Source organism: Microbacterium sp. SORGH_AS_1204 (genome assembly GCF_030818935.1).
In the GTDB taxonomy this organism is placed as follows: Bacteria; Actinomycetota; Actinomycetes; order Actinomycetales; family Microbacteriaceae; genus Microbacterium.
In genome coordinates this window covers 3,152,929-3,179,098 of the sequence record NZ_JAUTBD010000001.1, presented here as the reverse complement: position 1 = coordinate 3,179,098, position 26,170 = coordinate 3,152,929, and the positions used below count along the sequence as shown (strand labels likewise).

The following is a 26,170-nucleotide window of genomic DNA, read 5'->3' as shown; positions in this document are numbered from 1 at the left end:
GTCAGATGGCCATGGCCTCGCGGACGGCCCCCACGGCATCCGCTCCGCCCTCGCCGCTGACCGCGACCCGACCGGATTTCACCACGTAGAAGCGGTCGGTCGAGCGCAGCGCGAAGCCGACGTGCTGCTCGACGAGCAGCACCGACAGGTCGCCGCGGCGGGTGAGGTCGATGATCACGCGTTCGATGTCGGCCACGACGTTGGGCTGGATGCCCTCGGTGGGCTCGTCGAGCACGAGCAGGCGCGGCTTGGTCAGCAGCGTCCGTGCGATCGCCAACTGCTGCCGCTGCCCGCCCGACAGCAGACCGGCGCGGCGGGTGGAGAGCTCGCCGAGCACGGGGAACAGGCTCAGCACCTCGTCGAGGTCGGACTGCTTCTTCATCGTCAGCTGCAGGTTTTCGCGCGTGGTGAGCTGCGGGAAGCACTGCTGCCCCTGGGGCACGTATCCCAGGCCCCGCTCGACGCGCTTCGACGGCGGCATCCGGGTGACGTCCTCGCCGTCGAGCAGCACGCGGCCGCGCATGACGGGCAGCAGACCCGTCGCCACCCGCAGGAGCGTCGTCTTGCCGGCGCCGTTGTGGCCCATGACCGATATCGCCCCACCGGTGGGCACCTCGATCGAGACGTCGTGCAGCACCTCGGTGCGGCCGTAACCGGCGGTGACGCCGATGATCTCCAGCATCAGTGGTTCCCTTCGCTCTCGACCGCCGCGTCGGCGGCGGACCCCAGGTAGACCGTCTGCACCCGCGGGTCGGCCTGCACCTGTTCCACGGTGCCCTCGGTGAGCAGTGCACCCGCGTGCAGCACGCTCACCCAGTCGGCGTAGGTGCGGACGAAGTCCATGTCGTGCTCGATCACCACGACGGTGCGGTCGGCGCCGATGCGCCGCAGCAACTCGCCGGTCTCGTCGCGCTCGTCGCCGTTCATGCCCGCGACGGGCTCGTCGAGGAACATCACCCGGGCGTCTTGCACGAGCAGCATCCCGATCTCGAGCCACTGCTTCTGCCCGTGGGCGAGGATGCCGGCGGGGCGGTCGCGCAGATCCTGCAGGCCGATGGTCTCCAGTGCCCGCTCGACGTACTCGGGCACCGCCTTGCGCGCGAACGCCAGCTGCCAGGCCTTGCGATGCAGGCCCCCCGCGATGTCGAGGTTCTGCAGCACCGACAGTTCGTCGAACACCGTGGCCGTCTGGAAGGTGCGGCCGACGCCTGCGCGCACGATGCGGTTGGTCTTCATCGCCACGAGGTCGCGGCCCTCGAATATCGCGGTGCCGGTGGCGGGAACGAGCCCCGTCAGTGCGTCGACGAGGGTGGTCTTGCCGGCACCGTTGGGGCCGATGAGGAAGTGGACCTCGCCGGGACGCAGGGTCAGGTCGACGTGGTCGACGGCCACGAAGCCGTCGAAGGACACGGTGAGGTCGGACACCTGCACCGACGCGTCGCGGATGTCGCGGCTCATGCCAGCTCCTTCTGGGGGACGGAGGCCTGTTCGCGGGGCGTCGGAGCGCCCCGGCGCCCGCGCAGCGACGCCACCCCGGTGCTGATCAGCGACGCGAGGCCGCCCGGCAGGAACAGGGTCACGAGGATGAAGACAAGGCCCAGCAGGTAGATCCAGCCCTCGGGCCAGCCGGAGGCCAGGCTCGACTGCCCCCACCCGATCGCCATCGCCCCGAGAACGGGCCCGAAGAGCGACGCGCGCCCGCCGAGGGCGACGCCGGCGATCATGAGGATGGATGCCGAGGCGCCGATCTCCTGCGGGGTGATGATGCCGACGATCGGCACGAACAGGGCCCCGCCGATGCTCGCCATGACCGCGGCGATGACGAAGGCGACGAGCTTGATGTTGGCCGGGTCGTACCCGAGGAAACGCACGCGCTCCTCGGCATCCCGCGTCGCCAGCAGCACCTCGCCGAAGCGGCTGCGCCGCAGCTGCCACGACACGAGCATGCACGCGATGAGCAGGCCCGCGGCGATGAGGAACAGCATGAGCTTGTTGGCGTCGTCGTCGAGCACGTACCCGAAGAAGTACTTGAAGCCGCTCAGGCCCGTGTCGCCCCCGGTCTCGCGGATCGTCGAGCTGATGAGCACGGCCAGCGCCACCGCGAGCGCCTGGGTGAGGATCGCGAGGTAGGCGCCCTTCACGCGTCGCTTGAACAGCGCGAAGCCCAGGACGCCGGCCACCACCACCGGGAGCAGCACGATGGCGACCAGGGTGAAGGCGTCGCTTCGGAACGGCTCCCAGAAGGCGGGGATGGATGCCAGGGGGTCGTACAGGATCATGAAGGTCGGCGTGGCGTCGGGCCCCGCGGTCTCGAGGGTCAGGTGCATCGCCATGGCGTAGGCACCGAGGCCGAAGAAGACGCCCTGGCCCATCACGAGCATGCCGCCGCGGCCCCAGACCAGTCCGATCCCGACGGCGACAATGGCCCACGTGCAGTACTTGCCGAGGTTGTTGATCCAGTGCGGCGAGAGCAGCAGTGGCGCGACGACGAGCAGCAGAACCGCGAAGACGGCGATGCCGATGAGCGAGCCCCACGGGGCGAGTCTCTTGACGACGCTCATGCGAGCCCCCTGGTGCGAACGGAGAACAGCCCCTGCGGGCGGATCTGAAGGAAGACGACCACCAGGGCGAAGGCGATGACCTGCGCGAGGCTGCCGGTGGTCCAGTCGGCGAACAGCGACATCGCCACACCGACGGCCCAGGCCGCGATCACCGTGCCGGCGATCTGGCCGATGCCCCCGGCGACGACCACGAGGAAGGCCGGGATGATGTACTGCGCGCCCATCTGCGAGTTCGTGCCACCGATGAGGGATGCCGCAACGCCCGCGACCCCGGCGAGTCCGGAGCCGATGAAGAACGTCAGGCGGTCGACCGAACGGGTACGCACGCCGACGGTCTCGGCGAGGTCGCGGTTCTGCACGGTGGCGCGGATGCGGCGCCCGAACGGGCTGTACTTCAGCCAGGCGGCGAGGGCGGCGACGCACACCGCGGCGAGGACGATGGTGAACACCTGACGCAGCGGCCAGGCGTAGCCGAGGACGTCGACCTGTCCCTGCAGCCACTCGGGGTTCTCGACGGGAACGCCCTGGGCGGGGAAGATCTGCAGCGCGATCTGCTGCAGCACGAGAGAGACACCGACGGTGACGAGGAGCGTGTCGAGCGGGCGGCGGTACATCCAGCGGATGATCGAGGCCTCGAGCAGCAGGCCGAGCAGCCCGGCGATGACGAAGGCGACGGGCAGGGCCAGGGGGATCGAGATGTTGCTGTCGGGTACGACGAGCTGAGTGAGGTACGCGACGAAGGCGCCGGCCATGATGAACTCGCCGTGCGCCATGTTGATCACCCCCATCTGCCCGAACGTGAGCGTGAGGCCGAGGGCAGCCAGGAGCAGCAGAGCGCCCAGCGCCGTGCCGTTCAGTAGGGGTGGAATGAGAGCTTCCATGCGGTGCCTCCCTTCTTTCTGAAGCGTGCGTGGGCGCCGCCCGGGGCGACGCGAGGGGGAGGGGCTCCGGGTCGTCGCCGACCCGGAGCCCGGGGGAGGAAGGTCAGCCCGCGGCCTTCACGAGCGCGTCGCGCACGTCGGCGGGGAACCAGTCGTAGCCCTCGAGGTACGGGTCGGGCTCGATGAAGCCGTCGGACGCCCAGACGATGTCGAACTGGTTCTGATCGTTGATGCGGCCGATGTGGCCGGGCTTGGAGATGTGGTGGTTGTCACCGTCGAGCGTCACGACGCCCTCGGGAGCGTCGACGGTGATGCCGCCGGCCTTGGCCGCCGCGTTGATGGCATCCACGTCGAACGAGCCGGCCTTCTCGGCGAGCGCCTTGTAGAGGTACATCGAGATGTACGCGGCTTCCATCGGGTCGCTGGTCACGCCGCTGCTGCCCGGGTAGGCCTTCCAGTCCGCGATGAACTTCGGGTTGTTCGGGGTGTCGAGCGACTGGAAGTAGTTCCACGACGCGTAGTTGCCGGTGACCGAGTGGCCCATCGCGGGCGCTTCCTCTTCGGCGATGGACACCGAGATGATCGGCGTCGTCTCGGGCGAGAGACCGGCGTCGTAGTAGGCCTTCACGAAGCCGACGTTCGAGGAGCCGTTGATGGTGTTGAAGACGTAGTCGGGCTTGGCCGCGACGATCTTGGCGACCTGCGTGGTCCAGTCGTCCTTGTCGAGCGGCACGTACTCCTCGCCGACGATCTCGATGCCGAGCTTGGCCGCGTACAGCTTGATGATCGCGTTCGCGGTGCGGGGGAACACGTAGTCCGACCCCGCGAGGAACAGCTTCTTCACGCCCTGGGAGGCCAGGAAGTCCATGGCGGGGATGATCTGCTGGTTGGTCGTTGCGCCGGTGTAGTAGATGTTCGGCGACGACTCCAGGCCCTCGTACTGCACGGGGTAGAAGAACAGGCCGTTGTGCTTCTCGACGACGGGCTTCACAGCCTTGCGCGACGACGAGGTCCAGCCGCCGAAGATCGCGGCGACGCAGTCCTGGGTGAGGAGCTTCTCGGTCTTCTCGGCGAAGGTCGGCCAGTCGGTCGCGCCGTCTTCCTGCACGTACTCGATCTGCTTGCCGAGGATGCCGCCGTCGGCGTTGATCTCGTCGGCGGCCATGTGCAGCACGTTCGAGACGGTCTTCTCCGAGATGGCCATGCCGCCGGTGAGGGAGTTGAGGAAGCCGAGCTTGATGGTGTCGCCGGAGGTGTCGACGCAGCTGGCGGAGGCCTCCGCCGAGGCTCCGGCGGTGGCGTCGCCGGCCTTGGCGCCGCAGCCCGACAGCACGAGGGCGGCTGTCGCGGTGACGGCTCCGAGGGTCATCAGCGCCCGGAGGCGCGGTCGTCGGGTCGTGGTCATGCTGTGCTCCGTTTCGGTGTGAGGGAGGTGCAGATGGTGCGTGCGAGCGGTTCTCGCCGACATGCGAGGCGAAGGAGAGGGCGACGACGCGGCAGTGCCGCCCCCGCAGGTGCTGCTCGCTTCTCGCTCCGCATCCGGTGGCGACAGAACTTCGCCGCCGGTGTCGGGTGGTCTCACAGTGGGACCGCGGCATTGCACTGCCATTTCTCGATCATGTCCAGCATGTAAAACATGCGGGCTGATTTCCGCGTAAATACGGGGAAAACCGCGTCTTCTCGCGCTTCAAGGCCTGATGTCGGCGCAAGGGTCGGCCGGGTGAATGACAGACTCGTGACAGTCCCCGGACCTGACCGAAACGACGGTCGATGTCGGGGAGATGTCAGTGATGAGACACACGTGGCGACCTTCGGATGCCGCGTGCTGAAGTCGGAGAGGGCGCATGCATCTGTCACCCGCAGACACCGAGAAGCTGCTGCTCGCCGTGGCCGGTATGGTCGCGCGCGACCGCCGCGAGAGAGGCGTCCGCCTCAACCACCCGGAGGCTGTCGCGCTGCTGTCGACCTGGGTCATCGAGCGGGCCCGCGAGGGGGCCGAGGTCGCCCAGCTCATGACCGAGGGCCGCACGGTGCTGGGCCGCGCCGACGTCATGGACGGCGTCGCCGACATGCTCACCGACGTGCAGGTCGAGGCGACCTTTCCCGACGGGCGCAAGCTCGTGACCCTTCACCACCCGATCGACTGAGGAGTCGTCATGGCATCAGGTACGTCAGAGGGGCCGGGCGCGGTCCGCGTACGTCCGGGGTCGATCGAGCTGAACGCCGATCGGGGCCCCGACGAGCGGCGCGAGTTCGTCATCGTCAACACGGGCGACCGTCCCGTGCAGATCGGCTCGCACATCCATCTCGCGCAGGTCAACACAGCGCTTGAGTTCGACCGGGCGGATGCCGAGGGGTTCCGCCTCGACATCCCCTCGGGCACGTCCGAACGTTTCGAACCGGGGGTGTCCAAGCGCGTCGACGCGGTGGCCCTCCGCGGCGCACGCCGGGTTCCCGGCATCCAGATCGATACCGAGGGGACGCGCTGATGGTGCACATCGACAGGGAGCGCTACGCGCGCATCTACGGACCGACCGCCGGCGATCAGATTCGCCTCGGCGACACGGACCTCTGGATCGAGATCGAGCAGGACCTCACCGTCGGCGGCGAGGAGGCCGTGTTCGGCGGCGGCAAGTCCATCCGCGAGTCGATGGCGCAGAGCACGTGGTCGCGGGCCGACGGGGCGCTCGACACCGTCATCACGAACGCGATCATCCTGGACTGGTGGGGCATCGTCCGCGCCGACGTGGGCATCCGCGACGGGCGGATCGTCGGCATCGGCCGCGCCGGCAACCCCGACATCGCCGACGGCGTCGACCCGCGCCTGGTGATCGGGCCGTCGACCGACGTCATCTCCGGGGAGGGACGCATCCTCACCGCGGGCGGCATCGACTCCCACGTGCACCTGCTCTCGCCGTCGCAGATCCACGAGGCGCTCGCGACGGGCATCACCACGATCGTCGGCGGAGGCACGGGGCCCTCCGAAGGCTCCAAGGCCACCACGGTGACGCCCGGCGCCTGGCACCTGGAGCAGATGCACCGCTCCCTCGACCGGCTGCCGGTGAACGTGCTGCTGCTGGGCAAGGGCAACACCGTCTCGCGCGCCGCGTTCGAGGAGCAGGCGCTCGCCGGGGCCGCCGGCTACAAGGTGCACGAGGACTGGGGCTCGACCCCCGCCGCGATCGACGCGAGCCTGCAGGCGGCGGAGGACTGGGGGCTGCAGGTCGCCCTGCACAGCGACTCGCTCAACGAGGCGGGGTTCGTCGAGTCCACCATCGACGCGATGGCGGGGCGCAGCATCCACGCCTTCCACGTCGAGGGCGCCGGCGGCGGACACGCGCCCGACATCCTCTCGATCGCGAGCCTGCCGTACGTCATCCCCGGGTCCACGAACCCGACGCTGCCGCACACCGTGAACACGGTGGCCGAGCACCTCGACATGCTGATGGTCTGCCACCACCTCAACCCAGGGGTGCCGGAGGACCTCGCGTTCGCGGAGTCGCGCATCCGAGCCACCACGATCGCGGCCGAGGACATCCTGCACGACATGGGGGCCATCTCCATCACGTCGTCGGACGCCCAGGCGATGGGCCGCATCGGCGAGGTCGTCACGCGCACCTGGCAGGTGGCCCACGTCATGAAGGCCCGCCGCGGGAGCCTCGGAACGACCCTGCCCGCCGACAACGAGCGCGCGCGTCGGTACGTGGCGAAGTACACGGTCAACCCGGCCATCGCGCACGGCATCGACCACGAGGTCGGCTCCATCGAGGTCGGGCGTCTCGCCGACCTGGTGCTGTGGGACCCGCGCTTCTTCGGCTTCCGCCCCGCGGTCGTCATGAAGGGCGGCGGGCTCGTCTGGGGGGCGCTGGGCGACCCCAACGCGTCAATCCCGACCCCGCAGCCCGTGCTCATGCGGCCCTCGTTCGCGGATGCCATCGGCGCGACGCTCTCGGTGTCGTTCGTGTCGCCGCACGCGCTCGCCGCCGGCCTCGAAGAGCGGCTCGGGCTGTCGCGCCGCCTGCTGCCGCTGAAATCCACGCGCGAGGTCGGCAAGGCCGACATGCGCAACAACGACGCGCTGCCGCGGATCGACATCCGCCCCGACACGTTCGACATCAGCATCGACGGCGAGCAGGTCGAGGCGGCCCCGGCCTCCTTGCTCCCGCTCGCCCAGCTCTATCAGCTGTTCTGATGGCATCCGTCGCCCCCCTGTTCGCCACGCTGCTGCTGGCCGACTCGCGCCTGCCGTCGGGCGCGCACGCGCAGTCCGCGGGCGTCGAGCCGGCGCTCCTGGCGGGTCTCGACCCCGCGGAGCTGCCGGCGCTGCTGCGGGCCCGCGTGCGCACGACGACGCTGGTGGAGGCGGGCACGGCGGTGGTCACGCTCGCGCAGTACCGCGCGGGCGGCGACCTGGGCGCGGTCGAGAAGGCGTGGGAGGCCCGCACCCCGAGTGCGGCGCAACGCGACGCGTCGCGGCTCCTCGCGCGGGGCTATCTGCGGGTGGGGACCGAGTTGCTGCCCGGCGACCGGGTGCTCCTGGAGTGGCGCGAGCGTCGCACGCCACCACCCCGGCCCTGCGTTCTCGGCGTTCTGGCGTCCGGTCTCGCTATCGGGGCGGGCGAGCTCGCCCGACTCGTCGTCTACGAAGACCTCCAGGCGGCGACGGCGGCCATCCTCAAGCTCGAACCCCGAGACCCGCTCGCGTTGGTCTCTCTCGTGGCCGCCCTGTGCGCCGAGGTCGACGGCCACCTCGACAGCGTGGCATCCCTCAGCGATCCGTCCGATATCCCCGCGGCATCCGCGCCGCAGTCCGAAGCGTGGGCCGAAGCCCATGCCCGATCACGTAGGAGGCTCTTCCGTGCCTGAGAACACCCCCACCCGCGCCCTGCGCCTCGGCGTCGCCGGTCCCGTCGGCACCGGCAAGTCGTCACTGATCGCGACGCTCTGCCGCGCCCTCGCGAACGAGATCCGCATCGGCGTCATCACCAACGACATCTACACCGACGAAGACGCACGGTTCCTGCGCTCGGCGGGGGTGCTCGATCCCGAGCGCATCGTCGCGGTCGAGACCGGGGCGTGCCCGCATACGGCGATCCGCGACGATCCCACCGCGAACCTGCTCGCCGCCGAAGACCTCGAGCGCGCCTTCGCGCCGCTCGACCTCGTCGTCATCGAGTCGGGCGGCGACAACCTCACGGCCACCTTCTCGCCCGCGCTCGTCGATGCGCAGATCTTCGTGCTCGATGTCGCCGGCGGCGGAGACGTGGCGCGCAAGGGCGGTCCCGGTATCGCCCGCGCCGACCTCCTCGTGGTCAACAAGACCGACCTCGCGCCCTACGTCGGTGTCGACGTGCCGCGCATGGTCGCCGACGCCACCGAGGCTCGCGACGGGCGCCCGGTGCTCGCGCTCTCGCGAACGGATGCCGACTCGGTGGCGACGCTGAAGAGCTGGGTGCTGTCGATGATCGCCGCACACGTGAGCGGTTCGCACGTGCCGCAGGACCCGGGCCCGATGGCGCCGCACTTCCACGCCGACGAAGACGGCGAGGGATACCTTCACGTGCACGACCACGAGGGCGGCGACCACGCCCACTCACACGCTCACGATGACCACGCGCACCCGCACGATCACGCGCCCGCCGGGGCGCGCGGGTGAGCACGACGGTCGTCGAGGTCGCGCCGCGCGGTACGGACGCGGCGTACTCCCTCGCGGGCGAGCTCATCGTCCCGCGCCTGGTCGCGCGGCGCGGCCGCCGGGTCGAGGTCGCCCTCGTCGCCGGGCGCGCGATGCTGCTCCCCGGCGATCACGTGCACCTCGACATCCGCGTGGGGGAAGGGTGCACGCTCGACCTGGTCGACATCGGCGGACTCGTCGTCTACGGCCGGCCCGACCTCGGCGACGAGCCCTCGGGCTGGCACGCGGTCATCACCCTCGCGCCCGGGGCGCGCCTCACCTGGGAGGGGCTGCCCACGGTGGTCACCGCCGACGGGGAGCTCCTGCGCTCAACGGTGCTGCGCCTGGCATCCGGATCCTCCGTCGCCCTGCGCGAGACCCTCGTGCTGGGGCGCGCGGGCGAGGCAGGCGGCCGGCTGCGCTCCGACCTGGATGCGACGGATGCCACGGGACCGCTGCTGCGCGAGACCCTCGAGGTGCGCGGCGATCGGCCGGAGCCCGGCGTGCTCGGTCGAGCCCGCGTGATGGACAGCATCGTGGTGCTCGGCGAGCGACTCGGCCCGGTGGACGAGACGGGGATCGCGCGGCTCGATCTCGCCGGCGAGGGCACCACGCTGCGCCACCTCGGCGACGCGGCGCACCATAGCCCGTTGGGGGAGCTGTGGCGCGCCGCGGTCGTCGCGCACCGCGAGACGGAGGTGCTGGCGTGCGCCGGCTGACCCCGGCCGCGCGCGGCGTGCTGTTGACGATCGGGCTGATGCTCGTCATCAGCTGGACCCTGATGGCGCTGGTGCTCGTGCCGAGCGAGGCATCGCTGGGAACGGCCGCGACGGGGGTCGGCATGGCCGTCACGGCATTTCTGCTCGGGGTGCGCCACGCCTTCGACGCCGACCACATCGCCGCGATCGACAACACCAGTCGCAAGCTCACCGACGACGGAAAAGACCCCTCCGGCGTGGGGCTGTGGTTCGCGCTCGGGCACTCGACGGTGGTCGTGGTGGCGGTGGGGCTCGTCACGGCGGGCGTGGGGGCGCTCACCGCGCAGCTCGGGTCGGAAGACTCCCCGCTCGCGGTCGCCACGGGCGTGTGGGGACCCACGGTATCGAGCTTGTTCCTGCTGGCGATGGCCGCCGTGAACCTGTGGATCCTGGTGGGACTGGTGCGCGGCCGCGGGGCGCACGGGGATCGCGCGCGCGGAGGCGGGCCGGTGTCTCTGCTCATCAGTCGTCTGTCGGCGACGCTTGATGCGCCGTGGAAGCTCTTCATCGTCGGGCTGCTGTTCGGGCTCGGCTTCGACACGGCGTCGACCATCGCGATCCTCGTGCTCGCGGGCGGCGCCGGGGCGGCGCTGCCCTGGCAGGCGGCGATGGTCGTACCGCTGCTGTTCGCCGCCGGCATGGCGACGTGCGACGGTCTCAACAGCATCGTCACGGCGCAGATCTACCGCTGGTCGGTCGATAGCCCTGGGCGACGGCGCCGGTACAACATCGCGCTCATGTCGATCTCGATCAGCGTCGCGCTCGTCGTCGGGGTGGTCGGCATGTGCGGCGTGCTCGTCGACACGGCAGGCGTGGGCTGGGCCCCGGTGCAGGCGGTCGCCGCAACCGACCTCGACGTGTTCGGCTTCGTCATCGTCGCCGTGCTGCTCGTGGCGTGGGGCCTGAGCTGGGCGATGTCGCGTCGGCGGCGGGGCGTGTCGTTCGCGCCGTAGTCGGGCGATAAACGCGATCTGCGGGGAGGAACGCGGCGTTGCGGCGTTTCTTCCTGTGGATGCCGTTTCTCGCCGCCGCCGCCGCCGCCGACACCGCCGCCGGTGCGGTGCGGTGCGGTGCGGTGCGGTGCGGCGCGGGCGGTGCAGTGCTCGCCGCGTCGGTGGTGTTGGCGCGGCGCTGCGTCGGCGGGCGCGCTCACGTTGCGTGGGGTGCTCGCTGATAAATGCGATCTGCGGGGAGGAACGCGGCGTAGGGGCGTTTCTTCCTGTGAATGCCGTTTCTCGCGGAATGCGCTGCGTCGGTGGGCGGGCTCACGGCGCGTGGGGTGCTCGCCGATAAACGCGATCTGCGGGGAGGAACGCGGCGTAGGGGCGTTTCTTCCTGCGGATGCCGTTTCTCGCGGATTGTGCCGCGTCGGCGGCGGGCTCACGGCGCGAGGGGTGCTCGCTGATAAACGCGATCTGCGGGGAGGAACGTGTTGGCGCGGCGTTTCTTCCTGTGGATGCCGTTTCTCGCCGCCGCCGCCGCCGCCGCCACCGCCGACACCGGTGCGGTGCGGGCGGTGCAGGGCTCGCCGCGTCGGTGGTGTTGGCGCAGCGCTGCGTCGGCGGCGGGCTCACGTTGCGTGGGGTGCTCGCTGATAAACGCGATCTGCGGGGAGGAACGCGTTGGCGCGGCGTTTCTTTCTGCGGATGCCGTTTCTCGCGGAATGCGCTGCGTCGGCGGGCGCGCTCAGAGCGCGTGGGGTGCTCGCCGATAAACGCGATCTGCGGGGAGGAACGCGTTGGCGCGGCGTTTCCCTCCTGTGGATGCCGTTTCTCGGCGACGGCGACGGCGACGGCGACGGCGACGGCGACGGCGACAGCGACAGCGACGCCGCTGCCGCCGACACCGGTGCGGTGCGGTACGGCGCGGGCCTGCAGCGCAGGCGCACGGCCGTGGTGTCGCTGCAGCGCTGTGTCGGCGGCAGCCTCGCGCTGCGTGCCTTCGCGATAAACGCTATCCACAGCGATAAACGCGTCGACGTGGCATGTTTCGTTGCGGATGCCGTTTCTCGCCGCCGGTGCGGCGCGAGCCCCGAGGCCGGGACGTCACGCGCGAGCGCGGTGCCGGCGTACGGCGGCGCGGTTCGCGCACCGCACCGAGCAGTAGCGCTGTCGGCCGTTGCGCGTGACGTCGACGACCACGTTGTCGCAGGGGTCGGCGGCGCAGCGGCTGAGGCGGTTCATCCCGCGGGTGACCAGGTGCAGCGATGTGCCGACCGAGATGACCGCCGCGAGGACGCGCGGAAGCGTGTCGTCACTGTCGCGGTAGTGAAGGTGCCACCCTTCACCGTCGTGGTCGGTGAGGCGCGGATACGCCGTCACCGCCGCCATCTGCGCATTCAGCAGGCCGGCACGTTCGTCGGGGTCGTCGGCATCCACGACGCGCAGCCACTCGTCGATGACCTGTCGCGTGGCGATGTGGTCTCCGGATGCCACGGGGAAGCGCATCGTCATGCCGTGCTCTCTCGTGCGTTCCTCGATTCCCGCCCGGTCGTCGGGCCAGTCGTTGGCGAGGGATGCGGCGAGGAGGACCGCGTACTCACCGTAAGGGTTGAGATGCATAACGGCATTACATCACTGTGGGGTCATGACCGTCTCCCGCCTCCTCCCCACCGCAGCGCCCGCCCCCGTCCACGAACACGCGTGGGTCACCGAGTCGGTGCACGCGACGAGCGAGGGTCGCATCCGCTACGTGCGCTGCGTCACCTGCGTCGCGCGACGCGTCGACCTCGACCCGCCGGCGATCGCCCCGGCATCCGCCCTTTCGCGCGAGATCGGCGGAGCGCGCCCCTCCTCCCCAGTGGGCTGATCCGGCCGGTGGTTCCGACGGAGGGGTTCGTGTCGGTGGCCCGGGTTACCGTGGGGAGGTGACTTATCCCGGCGCCGCCCCCGAGCCGTATGCCGACGCGCCGCCCGAGCCGTACGGCGACTACGACGACCCGTACGCCGGCGCCGACTGGGCCCCCGACCAGTTCGCCCCGCCCGAAGACTTCGACGCGCCGCCGCCGCCCGTCGACCCCTCGTCGCCCTTCGCCCGTGCGGTCGCCGCGACCGGGACCGCGCGTAAGCTGCCCGCCGTCCGCGATTTCACGGGCCGTGATCCCCGCGAGGTGCTGCACGAGGTCTACGGCTACGACGCGTTCCGCGGCGACCAGGCCGACATCGTCCAGCATGTCGTCGACGGCGGCGACGCCGTCGTGCTCATGCCCACCGGCGGCGGCAAGAGCGTCACCTATCAGGTGCCCGCACTCGTGCGGCCCGGCACCGGACTCGTCGTCAGCCCACTCATCGCGCTCATGCACGACCAGGTCGAGGCGCTCATCGCCAACGGTGTGCGGGCGGGCTACCTGAACTCCACGCAGTCCCCGGGCGAGCGTCAGGCCGTCGAGCAGGCGTACCTCGCGGGCGAGCTCGATCTGCTGTACGTCGCTCCCGAGCGGCTGAACGGCGCCCAGACGCTGGCGTTCCTCGCCCGCGGGCGACTGAGCGTGATCGCCATCGACGAGGCGCACTGCGTGTCGCAGTGGGGCCACGACTTCCGCCCCGACTATCTCGCGCTGGGCGACCTCGCCGATCGCTTCCCCGGGGTGCCGCGCATGGCGCTCACCGCCACCGCCACCCCGGCCACCGCGCAAGAGATCGTGGAGCGCCTGCGTCTGCGCGACGCCCGCGGCTTCGTCGCGAGCTTCGACCGGCCCAACATTCAGTACCGCATCGACGCCAAGGTCGACCCGCGGCGCCAGCTCGTGCAGTTCATCAAGAGCCAGCCCGAGGGCGCGGCCGGCATCGTCTACGCGCTCAGCCGCAAGAGCGTCGAGCAGATGGCGGCCTACCTCTGCACGCAGGGGCTCGACGCGCTGCCGTACCACGCCGGTCTCGACGCGTCCGTGCGGGCGGCGAATCAGTCCCGGTTCCTCCGCGAAGACGGTGTGATCATGGTGGCGACGATCGCCTTCGGCATGGGCATCGACAAGCCCGATGTGCGCTTCGTCGCCCACATCGACCTGCCCAAGTCGGTCGAGGGCTACTACCAAGAGACAGGCCGCGCCGGGCGCGACGGCGACCCGTCGGTGGTGTGGATGGCGTACGGTCTCGGCGATGTCGTGCAGCAGCGCCGCATGATCGACCAGTCGCCCGGCGACCGCTCCTACAAGCTGCGCCTCGGCCAGCATCTCGACGCCATGCTGGCCCTGTGCGAGACGGTCGGATGCCGTCGGCAGAACCTTCTCGACTATTTCGGGCAGCGCTCCGAACCGTGTGGCAACTGCGATACATGCCTCACACCTCCCGACACGTGGGACGGCCTGATCGCGGCGCAGAAGCTCCTCTCGACGATCGTGCGCCTGCAGCGCGAGCGCGGACAGGCGTTCGGCGCCGGCCACCTGATCGACATCCTGCGCGGGGCGAAGACCGAGCGCATCGCGCAGCAGGGTCACGACCGCCTCAGCACGTACGGTCTCGGCGCCGACCTGAGCGATCAAGACTGGCGCAGTGTCATCCGGCAGCTTCTCGCTCGCGGCATCATCGTCGCGCAGGGCGAGTACGGCACGCTCGCCCTCAGTGAGGCATCCGCCCCGGTGCTGCGGGGCGAAGCGGCAGTGCCGCTCCGCCGCGACGTGCTCGGCCGCACGGGCGGTGGGGGCAGCGGGGGCGGAACTCGTCAGCGCAAGTCCAGCGCCGACGACGTCGCCCCCGGCGACCGCGACCTCTTCGAGGCGCTCCGCGCTTGGCGCGCCGAGAAGGCCCGCGAGCAGGGCGTGCCGGCCTACATCGTCTTCGGCGACGCCACGCTCCGCGCCATCGCGGCCGCCCGCCCCGCGTCGGTCGGCGATCTCGACGGCATCACCGGCATCGGCGCCAAGAAGCGCGAGGCGTACGGCGACGGCATCCTGACCGTGGTCGCCGCGAACTGATCGGACATCGCCCCTCGACGCTCAGCCCACGCGACGTTCAGCTCACCCGACGCTCGGGCGTCGCTCACGTGCCGATCGGCGTCCTGAGCTCGCCCCCGTCGATGGGGCTGGGCGCCCCTGCGCGCTTGGGCCCGCCGTGCGCCACGGTCAGCGCTCGAGGCTGCATCTCAATGACGGGGCGGTTGCCGCGTGCAACCGAACCCTCGGCGAAACGCGATCTAGCGGCTGAGCGGCGCGTCTCGCCCCGCCCCGCCACAATGCGCCACCCGCCCCAGCGCCCCACCCGCGCCACCGCGCGCCGCCCCACCCGCGCGCGCCGCGCGACCCGCGCCACCGCGCGCCCCGCCTCCCGCGCGACCCGCGCGACCCGCGCGACCCGCGCGACCCGCGCCGGGAATGTTGACCGTCCACAACGACCCGGCCGCACGTCGCCCGCCGCCGTTGTGCCGACCTCACACAATGATTGCCGGGCTGTTGTGGGACACCTACCGTGAATGGCATCCCTTTGCCCCGTCGAGAGGTGCCGAGAATGACCGACGCCGCCGTCCGTCCCACCACGCCCGCCACGAGCACGCGTACACCCGTGGGGGGTGCGCCCACCGCGGCGCACACCGCCGCCGAGGCCGCGGAAGCCCGCATCGACACCGAGCGGGTCACCGACCTGCTGCTGGGCACGTGGGCCGACACCCGCCGCGAGGCGCGCGAGATGATCAAGGATCCGGCGCTGTGGCGCGACGACAGCCTCGGTATGGACGCGCACCGCGAGCGCACCCTCAGCCAGCTGCACTTGCTCGTGCAGAACAAGGCCGTGCACCGCGCCTTCCCGAAGCGTTTCGGCGGGGAAGAGAACAACGGCGCCAACATCGCCGGATTCGAAGAGCTCGTCGCCGCCGACCCCAGCCTGCAGATCAAATCGGGCGTGCAGTGGGGGCTCTTCGGCTCGGCCGTCCTGCAGCTGGGCACCGCCGAGCACCACGACAAGTGGCTGCCCGGCATCATGAGCCTCGAGGTCCCCGGCGCCTTCGCGATGACCGAGACCGGTCACGGATCCGACGTCTCGGCGATCGGCACCACGGCCACGTACGACCCCGAGACAGAAGAGTTCGTCATCCACACCCCCTTCCGCGGCGCGTGGAAGGACTACCTCGGCAACGCCGCCCTGCACGGCAAGGCGGCGACGGTGTTCGCGCAACTCATCACGAACGGCGTCAATCACGGTGTGCACTGCTTCTACGTTCCGCTGCGCGACGAGAACGGGGCCTTCCTCCCCGGAATCGGCGGCGAGGACGACGGTCTCAAGGGCGGCCTGAACGGCATCGACAACGGCCGCCTGCATTTCGACCACGTGCGCGTGCCCCGCACGAACCTGCTCAACCGTTACGGCGACGTCGCCGCCGACGGCACGTACTCCAGCGACATCGCCAGCCCCGGCCGCCGGTTCTTCACGATGCTCGGCACGCTCGTACAGGGGCGGGTCTCACTCGACGGGGCCGCAGCGTGGGCGTCGGCCATCGGCCTCATCATCGCGATCACCTACGGCAACCAGCGCCGCCAGTTCGACTCCGGCAGCGGCACCCCCGAGGTCACCCTGCTCGACTACGGCAAGCACCAGCGCCGCCTGCTGCCGCGCCTGGCGACCACCTACGCCGAGATCTTTGCGCACGACGAGTTCCTGCAGAAGTTCGACGGCGTCTTCAGCGGCGCGCTCGACACCGACGCCGATCGTGAAGATCTCGAGACCCTCGCCGCGGCCCTCAAGCCCCTCTCGACCTGGCACGCGCTCGACACGCTGCAGGAGTCGCGCGAAGCGTGCGGCGGTCAGGGCTTCCTTTTCGAGAACCGCCCTGGTGGGCCTGCGCGCCGACCTCGACATCTACGTCACCTTCGAGGGCGACAACAACATCCTGCTGCAACTCGTCGGCAAGCGCCTGCTCGCCGACTACGCCCGGCAGTTCACGGGCAAGGATGCCAAGCAGCTCGCCGCCTTCGCCGTGGGGCAGACCGCGGGCAAGCTCTTCCACGGCGCCGGCATGCGCCAACTCGGCCAGGCCGTCAGCGACTTCGGCTCCACCGCCCGTTCTGTGGAGAAGGGGCTCCGGGCCGGACAGCAGCACGAACTGCTGGCCGGCCGCGTGCAGCAGATGATCGCCGACATCGCGGGACGGCTGCGCCCGGCATCCAAGCTCTCTCGCGAGGACGCGGCGGCGCTGTTCAACGAGAACCAGTCCGAGCTCATCGAGGCCGCCCGCGCACACGGCGAGCTGCTGCAGTGGGAGGCGTTCACCGACGCCATCAACCGCATCGACGACACCGACACCCTGCGGGTGCTCACCTGGTTGCGCGACCTGTTCGGTCTGCAGCTGATCGAGAAGCACCTCGCCTGGTACCTCATCAACGGGCGCCTCTCGGCCCAGCGCGGTGCGGCCGTGTCGAGCTACATCGACCGGCTCTGCGCGCGGCTCCGCCCGCACGCGCAAGATCTGGTGGATGCCTTCGGCTACAGCCCCGAGCACATCCGCGCGTCGATCGCGACGGGCGTCGAAGACGACCGGCAGAACGAGGCCGCGGCGTACTACGAGGCGCTCAAGGCGTCGGGTGCCGCGCCGGTGCCCGAGAAGAAGCCCGCGAAGTGACGGCATCCCACTAACGAGAACAGGGGACGCGTCTCGTGCCGCCCCAGGTCTCGTCGCCGCGCCCGCCGTGCCGGTCTGCGCGGCGGCCGATGTCGGAGGCCGCCCCTACCCTGGGGGCATGAGTGATCTCCTGACCGGTTCCGACGGCGTCGTGCGCTGCGCGTGGGCGGGCACCGATCCCGAGTATCGGCGGTATCACGACGAGGAGTGGGGCACGACGCTGCGCGGCGACCGTCCGCTGTTCGAGAAGCTCAGCCTCGAGGGCTTCCAGGCCGGGCTCGCCTGGATCACGATCCTGCGCAAGCGACCCCGCTTCCGCGAGGTCTTCCACGGCTTCGAGCCGGCGGTCGTCGCGCGATTCGGCCCCGACGACGTCGAACGCCTGCTCCAGGATGCCGGCATCATCCGCCACCGCGGCAAGATCGAGGCCGCGATCGGCAACGCCTCGATCGTCGCCGCGATGGCCGAGGGCGAGTTCGACGCTCTGATGTGGTCGTTCGCCCCCGCGTCTCACACGTCGCCCGCGACCTTCGCCGACGTGCCGGCTGTGACGCCGGAGTCGACGGCGCTGAGCAAAGAGCTGCGTCGCCGTGGCTTCCGCTTCGTCGGCCCCACGACGATGTACGCGCTCATGCAGTCGTCCGGCATGGTCGACGACCACGTCGCGGGGTGCTGGCGCGCCGCCGCCTGAGCCCAGGAGGTCGATCAGTCCTCGGGTGTCCCCGTCCAGACGTGCACGTCCGCGCGTGATGGCGTGGCATCCGCCGCGAAGAACGCGTCTTCCTCGCGCATCCACTGCTCCCAGAGGCCGCGGTGCTCGGCGCCGTCCCGCGTCAACCCCCGGGCGAGACGCTCCTGCGGCGGGGCGTTCACCCAGACGCGGCAGGCGAGCACACCGGCGACGGCGGCGCGTGTGCAGGTCACCCCCTCGATCACGACGAACGGGCTCCAGGTCACGGTGCGCCAGGGACCGAGGCTGTCGCCGCGCCAGTCCGACCAGTCGCGTTGCTGATACGTGGCGTCGCGTCCCTGCACGAGGGGCATGATGACTTCTCGATCGAAACGCGGCCACCATCCAGCGAAATCGCCCCAGGAAAGGAAGTCATCGACCTGGATGAGCGGGGCATCCAGTGTTCGCGCCACAGGTTCGGCCAGCGTGCTCTTCCCGGAGCCGGCGGGACCATCGATGCCCACGATCCGCACCCCGTCGACGGGAGTCGTGCGCGCAATCCGAGTGATGGCGGAGATCAGCGCCGAGTCGGGTCGAGACATGAGAGCCATGCTGACGGCACTCCTGCGATCCGTCCAGCGCGGCTCTCGTCGACGTCGCGGAGTGCTGGCGCGCCGCCGCGTGACGACATCCGTGCCGCCGTCGGCTACGCGTCGGGGGTGTCCGAGGCGCTCTGCGCCTCGATCTCGCGAAGGCGGCGCAGCTTCGCCCAGGGGTAGAACGCGATCCAGGCGACTGACGCGATGGAGGCGCCCATGATCATCGATGAGGTGTCCATGATCCCGACGCTACGCCGGGCCGCGCGGCGACGGATCCCCCGCGCGAGGGAGATCGGCGTCTCACCCGGTAGACTGATCCACGGAGCTCTCGCTCCCAGCGTCGTCGAACGCACCGGCCCCTTCCTCTCGGGCCTTTGACCTTCACGGCGAACGGATGCGCCACCCGGCGCCTTCGCCCATGCGGCCGCAGCATCGCGGCATCCCGAACCGCCGTGTGCTTCCGCGCCGCGGCAGGAGTTACTTCATGACGTCTCAGACCTTCGCCGACCTCGGCGTGCCCGCCCCCCTCATCGACGTTCTCGCCGCGCAAGGCAAGAACGAGCCCTTCCCGATCCAGGCCGACACCCTGCCCGACACGCTCGCCGGGCGCGATGTGCTCGGCCGCGGCAAGACCGGCTCGGGCAAGACCCTCGCCTTCTCGCTGCCGCTGGTCGCGCGCCTCGCGACCACGACCGACCGCCGCCGCGGACGCAAGCCCCGCGCGCTGGTGCTCGCCCCGACCCGCGAGCTGGCGAACCAGATCGACGAGGTCATCAAGCCCCTCGCCCAGGCATACGGTCTGGTCACCACCACGGTCTACGGCGGGGTGAATCAGAAGCGCCAGGTCGACGCGTTGAACGCCGGCGTCGACATCCTCGTGGCGTGCCCCGGTCGCCTCGAAGACCTCATCGGTCAGGGCTTCGCCAACCTCAGCGACATCGAGATCACCGTGCTCGACGAGGCCGACCACATGGCCGACCTCGGCTTCCTCCCCGGCGTCACCCGCCTGCTCGGCCGGACGCCGGCCGACGGCCAGCGCCTGCTGTTCTCGGCGACGCTCGACAACGGCGTCGACAAGCTCGTGAAGCGGTTCCTGCGCAACGAGGTGCTGCACTCGGTCGACGAGGCGCACTCGCACGTCGCCGCGATGACACACCACGTCTTCGCTCCCGCCGACGCCGACGCCAAGAAGGACCTCGTGCAGACCCTCGCCTCGGGCACGGCCCGTCGCATCCTGTTCATGCGCACCAAGCACCAGGCGAAGAAGCTCGCGAAGCAGCTGACGGCATCGGGCATCCCCGCGGTCGACCTGCACGGCAACCTTTCGCAGCCCGCCCGCGACCGCAACCTCGCAGCGTTCGGCGACGGCCGCGCGAAGGTGCTCGTCGCCACCGACGTCGCCGCCCGCGGTGTGCACGTCGACGGCGTCGAGCTGGTCGTGCACGTCGATCCGCCCGTCGAGCACAAGGCGTACCTGCACCGCTCGGGCCGCACGGCCCGCGCGGGTTCGGCCGGTGACGTCGTGACGATCATGCTCCCCGAGCAGCGCCGCGACACCCTCGACATCCTCCGCAAGGCCAAGATCTCGGCGACGCCGCAGCCGGTCACGCCGTCCTCTCCCGAGGTCGTCGCCCTCGTCGGCGAGGTCGCGCCGTACGTCAAGCCCGAGCCCGTCGTCGCCCAGCCCCAGGGCGGCGGACGCTCGCAGGGTGCCAACGCGCAGCGCAAGCGCGCCGAGCGCGCGCAGGGCGGTCAGGATGCCGCAGCCCCGGCCGCCGGCGGCGGTCGCCGTCGTCGCGGCCGCGGTGGCAACGGCCAGGGCGCCGAGGCGGCCGCCGGTCACGCACCCCAGGGCGGCCGGGGGCAGGGCCAGCGTTCCGGTGCCGGTCGCGGTCAGGGTGGCGGCGGCGCGCAGCGCACCGGTGCCGGCGCCGGCCGGGCCCAGGGCGCGGGCCGCTCGGCATCCGGTGCTCCCACGACGGGCATGGTCGTGGGCGCGCGCAATCCCCGCACGAACCGCCGCGCCCAGGGCTGAACACGTCGTTCGAGTGCCCCCGCAGATGCGTCTGCGGGGGCACTCGTCGTTCGCCGGGCGGGGGGTGAGGGCGGGCGGACGCCCCGGCGGACACAACGGCGGTACGCGTGCCCGACACGCCGCGCCGCGGGGGACCCCCGCGGCGTGTTGCAGACGATCCCTGCCGTTGTGCACGCGTGCAGGGGCGTGGTCGATCGCATTCCCCTCGCCGTGGGCGTGCACAACGGCGGGAAGTGTGCCCGACACGCCGTTCCTGCGGGTGCTGCAGCGGCGTCTGCGGCGAGAGTCCCGCCATTGTGCACACGGATGCCACGGTGTCTCGCGGATGTCGGAGGTCTCCGCCACACTGGGGACGATCCCGAGGAGGCACCCGTGACCGATCCCGATGCCCACGACGTCATCCGTGTACGCGGGGCGCGTGAGAACAACCTCACGGGCGTCGATCTCGACGTGCCGAAGCGGCGATTGACGGTGTTCACCGGCGTCAGCGGGTCGGGCAAGTCGTCACTGGTGTTCGGCACGATCGCGGCGGAGTCGCAGCGGCTCATCAATGAGACGTACCCCACGTTCGTGCAGCAGTTCATGGGCGAGCTGTCGCGGCCCGATGTCGACGCGCTCGAGAATCTCAGCGCCACCATCCGCGTCGATCAGGAGCGCATGGCGGCGAACGCCCGCTCCACCGTCGGCACCGCCACCGATGTGCACGCCATGCTGCGGGTGCTTTTCAGCCGCATCGGGCAGCCGCACGTCGGGTCATCGCAGGCGTTCTCGTTCAACGTGCCCTCCATCTCGGGAGCCGGTGCCGTGACGATCGCGACCGGGACGAAGAAGGGCCAGAAAGAACGTCGGTCGTTCGAGATCACCGGCGGCATGTGTCCCGACTGCGAGGGGCTCGGCCAGGTGAGCGACATCGATCTCGACCAGCTCGTCGACAAGACCCTCTCGCTCAACGCCGGAGCGATCCTCGTTCCCGGCTATACGGCCGACGGCTGGCTGGTGCGCATCTACGGTGAGTCGGGCTTCCTCGATCCCGACAAGCCCGTGCAGGACTTCACCGCGCAGGAACGACAGGACTTCCTCTACAAAGAGCAGACCAAGGTTCGCGTCGCGAACACCAACATGACCTACGAGGGCCTCGTGCCGAAGATCACGAAGAGCATGCTGCAGAAAGACCGCGACGCGCTTCAACCGCACATCCGCGCGTTCGTCGACCGAGCAGTGACGTTCGTCGCCTGCCCCGCGTGCGGCGGCACGCGTCTCAACGAGGGCGCACGGTCGTCGCGCATCGGCGGAGTCAACATCGCCGACGCTGCGGCCATGCAGATCACCGACCTCGCCGCCTGGGTGCGCACGATCGACGACCCGACGGTCTCGCCGCTCACCCAGGGACTCCGCGAGACGCTCGAGGCGTTCGTACACATCGGGCTCGGTTACCTCTCCCTCGATCGGTCGAGCGGCACGCTGTCGGGGGGCGAAGCGCAGCGCACGAAGATGATCCGCCACCTCGGCTCCAGTCTCAGCGACATCACCTACGTCTTCGACGAACCCACCGCGGGCCTGCACCCCCACGACATCCAGCGCATGAACGAGACGCTTCTGCAGCTGCGCGACAAGGGCAACACGGTGCTCGTCGTCGAACACAAGCCCGAGGTGATCGAGATCGCCGACCACGTCGTCGACCTCGGACCCCGCGCCGGGCGAGACGGCGGCACCGTGCAGTACGAGGGAGATGTCGCGGGGCTTCGCGCCTCCGACACGCTCACCGGCCGGTTCCTCGACCATCGGGCCGAGCTCAAGGGGGCGGTCAGACACGCGACCGGTGTCATGCAGATCCGTGGTGCGTCACAGCACAACCTCCGTAACGTCGACGTCGACGTGCCGCGGGGCGTGCTGACGGTGGTGACGGGCGTCGCCGGCTCCGGCAAGTCGTCGCTGATTCACGGCAATCTTCCCGCGTTCGACGACGTGGTCGTCGTCGATCAGATGGCGATCAAGGGCTCGCGGCGCAGCAGCCCCGCCACCTACACCGGCATCCTCGACGCGGTGCGCGCAGCGTTCGCCAAGGCGAACGGTGTGAAGCCCGCCCTGTTCAGCGCGAACAGTGAGGGCGCCTGCCCCGCGTGCAAGGGACTCGGCGTGATCGTCACCCAGCTGGGCTTCCAGTCGACCGTCGAGACGGTCTGCGAGCTCTGCGAGGGCACCGGTTTCTCCGATGACGTGCTCGAGTACACCCTCGACGGCAAGAACATCGCCCAGGTGCTGGCGATGTCGGTGACCGAGGCGGCGGAGTTCCTTCTGAAAGGACCAGCCGTGGCCGTGCTCGGTCGCCTGCGCGACGTCGGGCTCGGTTACCTGACCCTCGGGCAGTCGCTCAACACCCTGTCCGGCGGTGAACGCCAACGTCTGAAGCTGGCGATCTCGATGGCCAAGACGGGTGCGGTCTACGTGCTCGACGAGCCGACGACGGGTCTGCATCTCGCCGATGTCGACACGCTTCTGCGCCTGCTCGATCAGTTGGTGGATGCCGGCAACACCGTCGTTGTCATCGAGCACCACCAGGCCGTGATGGCGCACGCCGACTGGATCATCGACCTGGGCCCCGGTGCGGGCCACGACGGGGGTGTCGTCGTGTTCGAGGGCATGCCGGCCGATCTCGTGGCGGCACGGTCGACGCTCACCGCCGAGCACCTCGCCCGCTACGTAGGCGCCTGACGGCGACGGCATGGCGCCGGCAGTGACGGAGGGCGCGGCGCGGGCGGTGCCGGAGAGCGCGGCACGGGTGACGTCGGAGAAGGCGGCGCGGGCGGTCTTGGAGAACGCGGCGCGGGTGACGTCGGAGAAGGCGGCGCGGGCGGTCTCCGAGAACGCGGCGCGGGTGGCGTCGGAGAACGCAGCGGCATCGACGGTGCCGGAGAACGCGCAGCGGCGCCGGCAGCGACAGCGAACGCGGCGCTGCACCGGCGATGACGCCGAGCCCCCGGGCCGCGTCAGCCGTGTGTGCTCAGCGTCGCGTCGTGAAGGTGCCGGTCGCCGTGCGGCAGCACCTTCACCATGACGCCGCGGCGGCGCAGGCCGGCGATCGCACGGGTCTCGTCTTCGCGGGTCGCGCCGAGCGCGTGCACGCTCGCGACGACCAGTACGTCGCCGCGGGTCAGCGTTCCGAAGAAGCGGTCAAGGCGGTTCGCCCAGCCCTCGAGCGTCTCGGGGGCCGGGTGACGGAAGCCCTCGATCGGCACGCCGAACCGGGTGAGGTCGTCGCGTTGCTGCACCACGGTCGGCATGTCCGGCCGCGAGACGACGAGTCCGACCAGCCGCGAGCCGGCGGGGCGGGCACGCCACCAATCCCGGTCGCTCTGCAGCTCAGTGAAGCATTCGGGGCACTCGGCCGCAGCGTGCGCGTGGGGCACGGTGCCGGTCCCGGCGGCATCCGAAGATGACGGCATCGTCGGGATCGAATCGCTCATGCAGACCTCCGCTTCCATTCTGCCTCACGCCCCCGTGAACGGCGCGTCCGCGGGGGCGTGCGACCGCCGTGACCTCCGGCCGTCAGTCTTCCTCGCCGTCGTCGATGCGCAATTCGAGGCTCAACTGATCGGCATCCAGCTCGGCGAGGGCGTGGCGGAGTGCGGCGGTGCTGTAGCGACCGTCGCGGCCGGCGTCGTGAAGCCGGCGGCGCATGGCCTCGATCGACGCCAGCCGTAGCTCGAGAAAGTCGCGCACCCGCGTCGACGCGTCTTCGTCGGGCGGTTGCACGATGCGTGCACCGGCGCGCTGCAGGAGTTCGGCCGGGAAGGGCTCGCCGTCGCGCCGCCGAAGGGTGCCGGCGCGCAGCGCCGCACCAGCGGCCTCCCGCATCTCAGCGTCGAGGGCGCGCTGCTCGTCGCGCGACGGGCCCTCCCCGCCGTCGCCGGTGAGGCCGACCGTGCGCACCACGGCGCCGAGGGTGAGCCCCTGAAGAACCAGGCTGAAGAGGGCGACGAGAAACGCGACGAAGATCAGCAGGGGACGCTGCGGGGTGTCTTGCGGCAGTGTCTGCGCGGCGGCCAGGGTGACGACTCCCCGCATTCCCGCCCACACGATGACCGTGGCGTGCCGCGCGCCCAGGGGCGTGTCGCGGTAGTAGTCGAGGTCGGCCATCGTGCGGCGGATGCGTGTGCGCATCCAGCCGATCCGGCGCTCGGTACGGGCCGGATCCGCGACCCGGCCCCCGAACTGCTCGGGCTTCTCGCGATAGGCCTCCTCGAAACGGTCGAGGCGTTCTTGGGCGCCCTCGATCCGGCCCTGACTCCGCACGTGTCGACGACCGCGGAGCCCCTGCACCCAGATCAGGCCCGACACCCACAGGCCACGAACGATCAGCACGATGCCGAGCGCGCTGAGGGCGAGCCACGTGCCGTGCCAGAGGCCCTCGTGCTCGCGCAGGTTGGCGCCGACGATGTCTTTGAGCTCGAGCCCGAAGACGAGGAACACCCCGCCTTCGAGCACGAGTTCGACCGTGCGCCAATTGAGGCGATCGCTGATGCGTTGCTCGGGCGTGAACCGACGCGCAGCTCCTTGCCCGGTGACGATCCCGGCGACGACGGCAGCCACCAGCCCCGACCCGCCGAGGTGCTCGGTGGGCAGGTAGGCGATGAAGGGGATCGTGAAGCTGAGGGCGGTGTTGGCGGCGGGGTTCGCCACGCGTTCGCGCACGCGCAGGTTCACCCAGCCCACGATGGCGCCGAGCACGAGGGCGAGGGCGACCGCCCAGGCGAAATCTGCCACCGCGTCGCCGAACGCGAATCCGGATGCCACGGCGGCGACCGCCGTGCGCAGCAGCACGAGCGCGGTGGCGTCGTTGAGAAGACTCTCGCCCTCGAGCATCGTGACCACGCGCGCAGAGATACCCAGGCGTTTCGCGATCGAGGTGGCCACGGCATCCGTGGGGCTCAGGATCGCCCCGAGCGCGATCGCGAGCGCCAGGCCCAACCCGGGGATCACGGCCCAGAAGAACAGCCCCAGCAGTACCGAACTGATGACGACCAGCACGACCGACAGACCCGCGATGGGGGCGAAATCGCGTCGGAACTCGATGGCGGGCAGCTGCACGGCCGCGGAGTACAGCAGCGGCGGCAGCACGCCGACGAGGATGATCTCGGGGTTCACCGCGACCGGCGGCACGAACGGCAGCAGACTCACTCCCGCGCCGACGGCGAGCAGCACGAGCGGGCCGGCGACGTTGAAGCGCGGCCCGATCACGGTGGCGAGGGCGACCACCACGACGCCGGCGATGACGACGAGGAGGGGATCGATCATGCTCCGAGGCTAGCCGTCGCGCCGTTCAGGTCTTCATGCGATCCCTGAGGCCTCCCCGCCGAGCCGGCCGCGGGCACTTCGGTGCCGTCTTCCCACGAGTCGGCGAGATGCCCTCTGACGAAACCCACGACACCGCGGCACACGCACGCCGC

Annotated in this window: 22 protein-coding genes and 1 pseudogene; 13 read left to right on the top strand and 10 right to left on the bottom strand. The window is 70.6% G+C overall.

All coding sequences use genetic code 11. The annotated features are described in order from the left end of the window. Position 1: 1 nt before the first annotated feature. The 5 genes from urtE to urtA all read right to left on the bottom strand — a co-directional run bounded on the left by urtE (position 2) and on the right by urtA (position 4,847). The gene (gene urtE / locus QE410_RS14650) at positions 2 to 682 is read right to left on the bottom strand and encodes an urea ABC transporter ATP-binding subunit UrtE (RefSeq protein ID WP_307333363.1); all 681 of its coding nucleotides are present in this window, start codon (positions 680 to 682) and stop codon (positions 2 to 4) included. Then, entirely contained in the window at positions 682 to 1,458 is a 777-nt protein-coding gene (urtD, locus tag QE410_RS14645) for an urea ABC transporter ATP-binding protein UrtD (protein ID WP_307333362.1), read from the bottom strand. The genes urtE and urtD overlap by 1 nt, the downstream gene beginning before the upstream one ends. Next, positions 1,455 to 2,561, bottom strand: coding sequence for an urea ABC transporter permease subunit UrtC (gene urtC, locus QE410_RS14640; protein WP_307333361.1), 1,107 nt, complete (start codon positions 2,559 to 2,561; stop codon positions 1,455 to 1,457). Before urtC ends, urtD begins: the two co-directional genes overlap by 4 nt. Next, positions 2,558 to 3,442, bottom strand: coding sequence for an urea ABC transporter permease subunit UrtB (gene urtB / locus QE410_RS14635; RefSeq protein WP_307333360.1), 885 nt, complete (start codon positions 3,440 to 3,442; stop codon positions 2,558 to 2,560). The genes urtC and urtB overlap by 4 nt, the downstream gene beginning before the upstream one ends. A 103-nt stretch (positions 3,443 to 3,545) precedes the next feature. Next, on the bottom strand, positions 3,546 to 4,847 hold the full coding sequence (gene urtA / locus QE410_RS14630) for an urea ABC transporter substrate-binding protein (protein WP_307333359.1): 1,302 nt from the start codon (positions 4,845 to 4,847) through the stop codon (positions 3,546 to 3,548). Positions 4,848 to 5,286: 439 nt separating this feature from the next. Here urtA and QE410_RS14625 point away from each other — a divergent pair, with 439 nt between their 5' ends. Genes QE410_RS14625 through QE410_RS14595 form a run of 7 tightly spaced genes read left to right on the top strand, consistent with a single transcriptional unit; the run spans position 5,287 to position 10,827 of the window. Then, entirely contained in the window at positions 5,287 to 5,589 is a 303-nt protein-coding gene (locus QE410_RS14625; protein ID WP_307333358.1) for an urease subunit gamma, read from the top strand. A gap of 9 nt (positions 5,590 to 5,598) precedes the next feature. Next, positions 5,599 to 5,931, top strand: coding sequence for an urease subunit beta (gene ureB, locus QE410_RS14620; protein WP_307333357.1), 333 nt, complete (start codon positions 5,599 to 5,601; stop codon positions 5,929 to 5,931). Then, a complete protein-coding gene (locus tag QE410_RS14615) occupies positions 5,931 to 7,634 on the top strand; it encodes an urease subunit alpha (RefSeq protein WP_307333356.1) in 1,704 nt (567 codons plus the stop codon). The genes ureB and QE410_RS14615 overlap by 1 nt, the downstream gene beginning before the upstream one ends. Then, a complete protein-coding gene (locus QE410_RS14610) occupies positions 7,634 to 8,308 on the top strand; it encodes an urease accessory protein UreF (RefSeq protein ID WP_307333355.1) in 675 nt (224 codons plus the stop codon). Before QE410_RS14615 ends, QE410_RS14610 begins: the two co-directional genes overlap by 1 nt. Then, positions 8,274 to 9,098, top strand: coding sequence for an urease accessory protein UreG (ureG, locus tag QE410_RS14605; protein WP_373459349.1), 825 nt, complete (start codon positions 8,274 to 8,276; stop codon positions 9,096 to 9,098). The genes QE410_RS14610 and ureG overlap by 35 nt, the downstream gene beginning before the upstream one ends. After that, positions 9,095 to 9,835 carry an urease accessory protein UreD gene (locus tag QE410_RS14600; RefSeq protein WP_307333352.1) on the top strand — a complete coding sequence of 247 codons (741 nt, stop codon included), beginning with the start codon at positions 9,095 to 9,097 and terminating at the stop codon, positions 9,833 to 9,835. The genes ureG and QE410_RS14600 overlap by 4 nt, the downstream gene beginning before the upstream one ends. Next, positions 9,823 to 10,827, top strand: coding sequence for a HoxN/HupN/NixA family nickel/cobalt transporter (locus QE410_RS14595; protein ID WP_307333350.1), 1,005 nt, complete (start codon positions 9,823 to 9,825; stop codon positions 10,825 to 10,827). The genes QE410_RS14600 and QE410_RS14595 overlap by 13 nt, the downstream gene beginning before the upstream one ends. 1,092 nt (positions 10,828 to 11,919) lie before the next feature. Here QE410_RS14595 and QE410_RS14590 read toward each other — a convergent pair. Beyond that, positions 11,920 to 12,435, bottom strand: coding sequence for a CGNR zinc finger domain-containing protein (locus QE410_RS14590; RefSeq protein ID WP_307333348.1), 516 nt, complete (start codon positions 12,433 to 12,435; stop codon positions 11,920 to 11,922). Positions 12,436 to 12,460: 25 nt separating this feature from the next. Here QE410_RS14590 and QE410_RS14585 point away from each other — a divergent pair, with 25 nt between their 5' ends. The 4 genes and pseudogenes from QE410_RS14585 (at position 12,461) to QE410_RS14570 (ending at position 18,110) form a co-directional block, all read left to right on the top strand. Then, a complete protein-coding gene (locus QE410_RS14585; RefSeq protein WP_307333347.1) occupies positions 12,461 to 12,682 on the top strand; it encodes a hypothetical protein in 222 nt (73 codons plus the stop codon). Positions 12,683 to 12,740: 58 nt separating this feature from the next. Beyond that, positions 12,741 to 14,786, top strand: coding sequence for a DNA helicase RecQ (recQ, locus tag QE410_RS14580; protein ID WP_307333345.1), 2,046 nt, complete (start codon positions 12,741 to 12,743; stop codon positions 14,784 to 14,786). A 529-nt stretch (positions 14,787 to 15,315) separates the two neighbouring features. Further along, a pseudogene (locus QE410_RS14575) lies at positions 15,316 to 17,419 on the top strand (acyl-CoA dehydrogenase). Between the two features lie 118 nt (positions 17,420 to 17,537). Further along, positions 17,538 to 18,110: a DNA-3-methyladenine glycosylase I gene (locus tag QE410_RS14570; RefSeq protein WP_307333344.1), complete on the top strand. Its 573-nt coding sequence runs from the start codon at positions 17,538 to 17,540 to the stop codon at positions 18,108 to 18,110. 14 nt (positions 18,111 to 18,124) lie between these two features. On the opposite strand, the gene QE410_RS14565 is transcribed toward QE410_RS14570, so the two are convergent. Further along, positions 18,125 to 18,691: a uridine kinase gene (locus QE410_RS14565; protein WP_307333342.1), complete on the bottom strand. Its 567-nt coding sequence runs from the start codon at positions 18,689 to 18,691 to the stop codon at positions 18,125 to 18,127. Positions 18,692 to 18,795: 104 nt separating this feature from the next. After that, the gene (locus tag QE410_RS14560; RefSeq protein ID WP_307333340.1) at positions 18,796 to 18,927 is read right to left on the bottom strand and encodes a hypothetical protein; all 132 of its coding nucleotides are present in this window, start codon (positions 18,925 to 18,927) and stop codon (positions 18,796 to 18,798) included. 245 nt (positions 18,928 to 19,172) lie between these two features. Here QE410_RS14560 and QE410_RS14555 point away from each other — a divergent pair, with 245 nt between their 5' ends. Both QE410_RS14555 and QE410_RS14550 read left to right on the top strand, forming a co-directional pair. Next, positions 19,173 to 20,723, top strand: coding sequence for a DEAD/DEAH box helicase (locus tag QE410_RS14555; RefSeq protein ID WP_307333338.1), 1,551 nt, complete (start codon positions 19,173 to 19,175; stop codon positions 20,721 to 20,723). A 372-nt stretch (positions 20,724 to 21,095) separates the two neighbouring features. Beyond that, complete coding sequence (locus QE410_RS14550; RefSeq protein ID WP_307333336.1) at positions 21,096 to 23,435, top strand: excinuclease ABC subunit UvrA; 2,340 nt, start codon at positions 21,096 to 21,098, stop codon at positions 23,433 to 23,435. A gap of 275 nt (positions 23,436 to 23,710) precedes the next feature. On the opposite strand, the gene QE410_RS14545 is transcribed toward QE410_RS14550, so the two are convergent. Both QE410_RS14545 and QE410_RS14540 read right to left on the bottom strand, forming a co-directional pair. Further along, a complete protein-coding gene (locus QE410_RS14545; RefSeq protein ID WP_307333334.1) occupies positions 23,711 to 24,187 on the bottom strand; it encodes a dehydrogenase in 477 nt (158 codons plus the stop codon). Between the two features lie 82 nt (positions 24,188 to 24,269). Next, the gene (locus QE410_RS14540) at positions 24,270 to 26,018 is read right to left on the bottom strand and encodes a sodium:proton antiporter (RefSeq protein WP_307333332.1); all 1,749 of its coding nucleotides are present in this window, start codon (positions 26,016 to 26,018) and stop codon (positions 24,270 to 24,272) included. Positions 26,019 to 26,170: the final 152 nt, after the last annotated feature.